4 protein-coding genes are annotated in these 3050 nt (G+C 56.7%); 2 read left to right on the forward strand and 2 right to left on the reverse strand.

Going from position 1 to position 3050, the window contains the following annotated elements:
- The first annotated feature begins 1024 nt into the window (after nucleotides 1–1024).
- Nucleotides 1025–1234: a cold-shock protein gene (locus ABS761_RS16740; protein ID WP_350409527.1), complete on the forward strand. Its 210-nt coding sequence runs from the start codon at nucleotides 1025–1027 to the stop codon at nucleotides 1232–1234.
- A gap of 231 nt (nucleotides 1235–1465) precedes the next feature.
- On the opposite strand, the gene acpP is transcribed toward ABS761_RS16740, so the two are convergent.
- The gene (gene acpP, locus ABS761_RS16745) at nucleotides 1466–1705 is read right to left on the reverse strand and encodes an acyl carrier protein (RefSeq protein ID WP_502881458.1); all 240 of its coding nucleotides are present in this window, start codon (nucleotides 1703–1705) and stop codon (nucleotides 1466–1468) included.
- Between the two features lie 566 nt (nucleotides 1706–2271).
- On the opposite strand from acpP, the gene ABS761_RS16750 reads away from it, so the two are divergent.
- Nucleotides 2272–2430 carry a hypothetical protein gene (locus ABS761_RS16750; RefSeq protein ID WP_350409528.1) on the forward strand — a complete coding sequence of 53 codons (159 nt, stop codon included), beginning with the start codon at nucleotides 2272–2274 and terminating at the stop codon, nucleotides 2428–2430.
- Nucleotides 2431–2780: 350 nt separating this feature from the next.
- Here the strand turns inward: ABS761_RS16750 and ABS761_RS16755 are convergent, their stop codons facing one another.
- Nucleotides 2781–2963, reverse strand: coding sequence for a hypothetical protein (locus ABS761_RS16755; protein ID WP_350409529.1), 183 nt, complete (start codon nucleotides 2961–2963; stop codon nucleotides 2781–2783).
- Nucleotides 2964–3050 lie beyond the last annotated feature (87 nt).

The following is a 3050-nucleotide window of genomic DNA, read 5'->3' on the forward strand; positions in this document are numbered from 1 at the left end:
GCATTACGGCGCGCAGACGATCCTGGTATGAATACATGAACTACTCCCAAGTAGTCCAAGATTTTGTCCGCATCCCCAGGGGGGATTATTGGACGACCGATAACACATAAACACAGTCGTATGCCTACCTGCTATTTTAAGCGGGTGACTGTGTCCGGTGTTCCAGGGGGCTGGTTCAGGAGCACGCCGCCGACCGCGTTCATTAGGGTCGTGGAGGCTGACCTTGTAGATAAGCGCAAGGAAATCACGGCTACAGCTTTGCAGGCGGTTGGGTTCGTTGCCGGTTACGTTTCCGGCGTCAGTTGGCTGCTGACCGTCTCCAAGCCTTATCCGCAGCTTGCCAAGCCCTAAAACAAAGGCGCGGAAGCAATGTGTTTATCACTCGTCTGCCAGCGAGTCGCGGGGCGACGGGGTTTATTGCCCGCCGGTTGTCCGCAGTTGGTGGCCGCTTACGGTCGGCCAGTCGGGGGCAGAGTTACCGGCTCTTGGGCGAATCCCACGCCCGCAATACCTGTCCGGTTTTGGTCCACTCATTCCCTGGCTAGAGTGGCAATCAGCGCCGCTTTGCGGTCCCAGGTGATCGTTCTTGTGTTGGGTGGGGGTATCGTTCTCCGACGCGAAGCTGCACCGCGTTGCGCCCCCGGTAGTTCCAGGGCACGGCATCTGCCTCGATTGATTCCAGCGCGCCAAACCTCTAGCGGATGGCCGCGCCTTGTGCGCTGGACGCCACCTAATCCCCTGATGCTGCTCAAGCTCCGTATTCAGGGGCGGCCCGGAGTGGCGGTAGAGCACCAGCGATACGCTGGCCTGATAGCGCCGGATGCAATCCCGGCCTTGCCTAGTCTTATTGCTTGCCGCATCGAGACGGGCCGCTACCGCCCGCGATCATTTGCTGCGCATCGCCTGCGCGTACTGCTGCCCTCATCGACGTCGAGTGTTATTTTGTAACAGTGCTAGGTATATTTCTGCGCGTGCCCCATAGTGCCGGTGGGATATCTTTCCCTTCTAAAAATTAGGACTTACATTGAAAACAGAAATTGGTATCGTGAAGTGGTTCAACAACGACAAGGGCTTCGGTTTTATCATGCCCGAGTCGGGCGGCAAAGATCTCTTCGCGCACTACAGCGAAATTCAGGGCTCTGGACATAAAAACCTAGAAGAAAATCAGCGAGTTTCGTTCGTTGCAACGCAGGGTCAAAAAGGCCCCCAAGCGTCAAATATCCAGGTAATGTGATCGCTTCGCTCGCCTGAGTTGGCGGGCAGATGGAGCGACCAAGCAAGGCCGAGCCCTTTGAGACATTGGGTTCGGCTTTTTTGTATGTGGTCGTATTCGATGATTGAGCCTACGCGAACCCTAGCAACAGGATCCGGCATCGTTACCTTGCTCATGGCTTTTGCTCCATTGCGGCGTCTATTTTCCTGGCGCATTCATCGAAAGATGGCAACGTCAGCGCGGTTTCAGTGGTCATGACCGCAGCCTCCCGATCAGCTCGATGAGTTGCCGTACCGTTTCGATTTCCTCCAGCTCCGCATCGGGAATTTCGATCTGGAAGTCATCCTCGATGACCATGACGATCTCGACCTTATCGAGAGAATCGGCACCAAGGCTTGATAGGTTTGAGTCCGGCGTGATCTCTGATTCAGGGATGCAAAGCTGCTCGGAAACGATCGCGTAGACTTTGGTTTGGATAGTGGTGATGTTCATGGGGTGGTTCCTGTGGGGTGGGCGCGCTTGATTATTCCGTCAAAACCATCGCCGCCCGGCCCAAATGCCTTGGTTAGCGACTCCGGGCTGAGTGCGTTCCTGGCTATTTCCACGCCTTCTGGCGTAGAAATATCGAATGTTGCAATTGGCTTCGCCCCGTCAGGGAACATGGACTTATATGCTTTGTCAGCCTCTGCTCTGCAGCAAAGACAGCCTGCACCGCCACACCACTTGCAATCCCGATAGACCTGCCGTTTCTCGTCGAATCTCGGTTGCATGCTGATCTCCTGTTATCTCTGGTAGAACGCTGATGGGTGGGGGCCGGGCTTGATACCGGCTGGCGGCTTCCGTTGCTATCCGGATAGCGTTTCGCGTGTCGCGCTTGATGCGCCACAAGTCCGCCTCGCATACCGTGCGTGTCCTTCCACGCCGCCGCCTATGTGATGGCCCTGGCCTTGCTTCCAGGATGCCCCGCTCGCCGTGGGGTCGGGCATGTGCGCCTACATGCTGGCGTTTGAGTGCAAATGTGTAACAATGATGGGCTTTACCAAACTAGGGAGATTCTTATGGCCAATAAAATCGTTACCGAAGCCGACCGCAAGCGCACTCCACGTCCCATCGCCCCAAAAGGCGTGACCTTTAGCAGAAAAAGTGCTCAGCATGTGAGCAAGGAGCGTGGTGCGCATACCCACCACAAGAAAAATCCCGGAAAGCGCCACCGCTAGGGTTAATCTCTGGGGTCAGTTCGCCAGCCTGTGCGATGACCCCGACTTGACGCAATCGGGTGCGGCCTGGACCCGGCTACTGCTCAGATTCCGGTCGTGCAGGCGTTGAGGGGAGTAGGGCGCGGAGGGCTTGCAGCCCGGGCGTAAGTTCTGGCTCAGCGCCGACCTCGAACTCGGCCCAATCTGCCAGTTGCTTTGCGGCTTCCAGCGCCTCGCACACCCTCGCATCAGCATAGGCTTCGGCTTGGGCGGCGAGAAGAACTGGGGTTTTCGCCACATACGACCGGCTCTTGTGTATCGGGACGGTTCCTTTGCTGTCGTTTCCGCCGCGCTCAAGCCGATAAATGGATTCATCTGTGATCCATCCGATAGGCCCCGGCATCGTTGTATGCATCGCGGGAGGCTTCTTCGGCATTGCTCTGCATCTCTGCGCGTAGATCACGCATCTGGCGCTGATACTCCCGCCCGTCAATCAGTCCGTCAGCCAGTTGCTGATCAATTTCATCTTCGGCTTTTTCGTACCAAGTTCTCATGGCTGTTTCTCCTGGTTGACGTCAACTATCCTGAGCGGCGGGCGTCAATCATCTTGAGCGGTGCTTGGGGCAGTCATGGCTACTTTT

This window comes from Castellaniella sp. GW247-6E4 (genome assembly GCF_040276065.1).
Classification (GTDB): Bacteria; Pseudomonadota; Gammaproteobacteria; order Burkholderiales; family Burkholderiaceae_B; genus Castellaniella.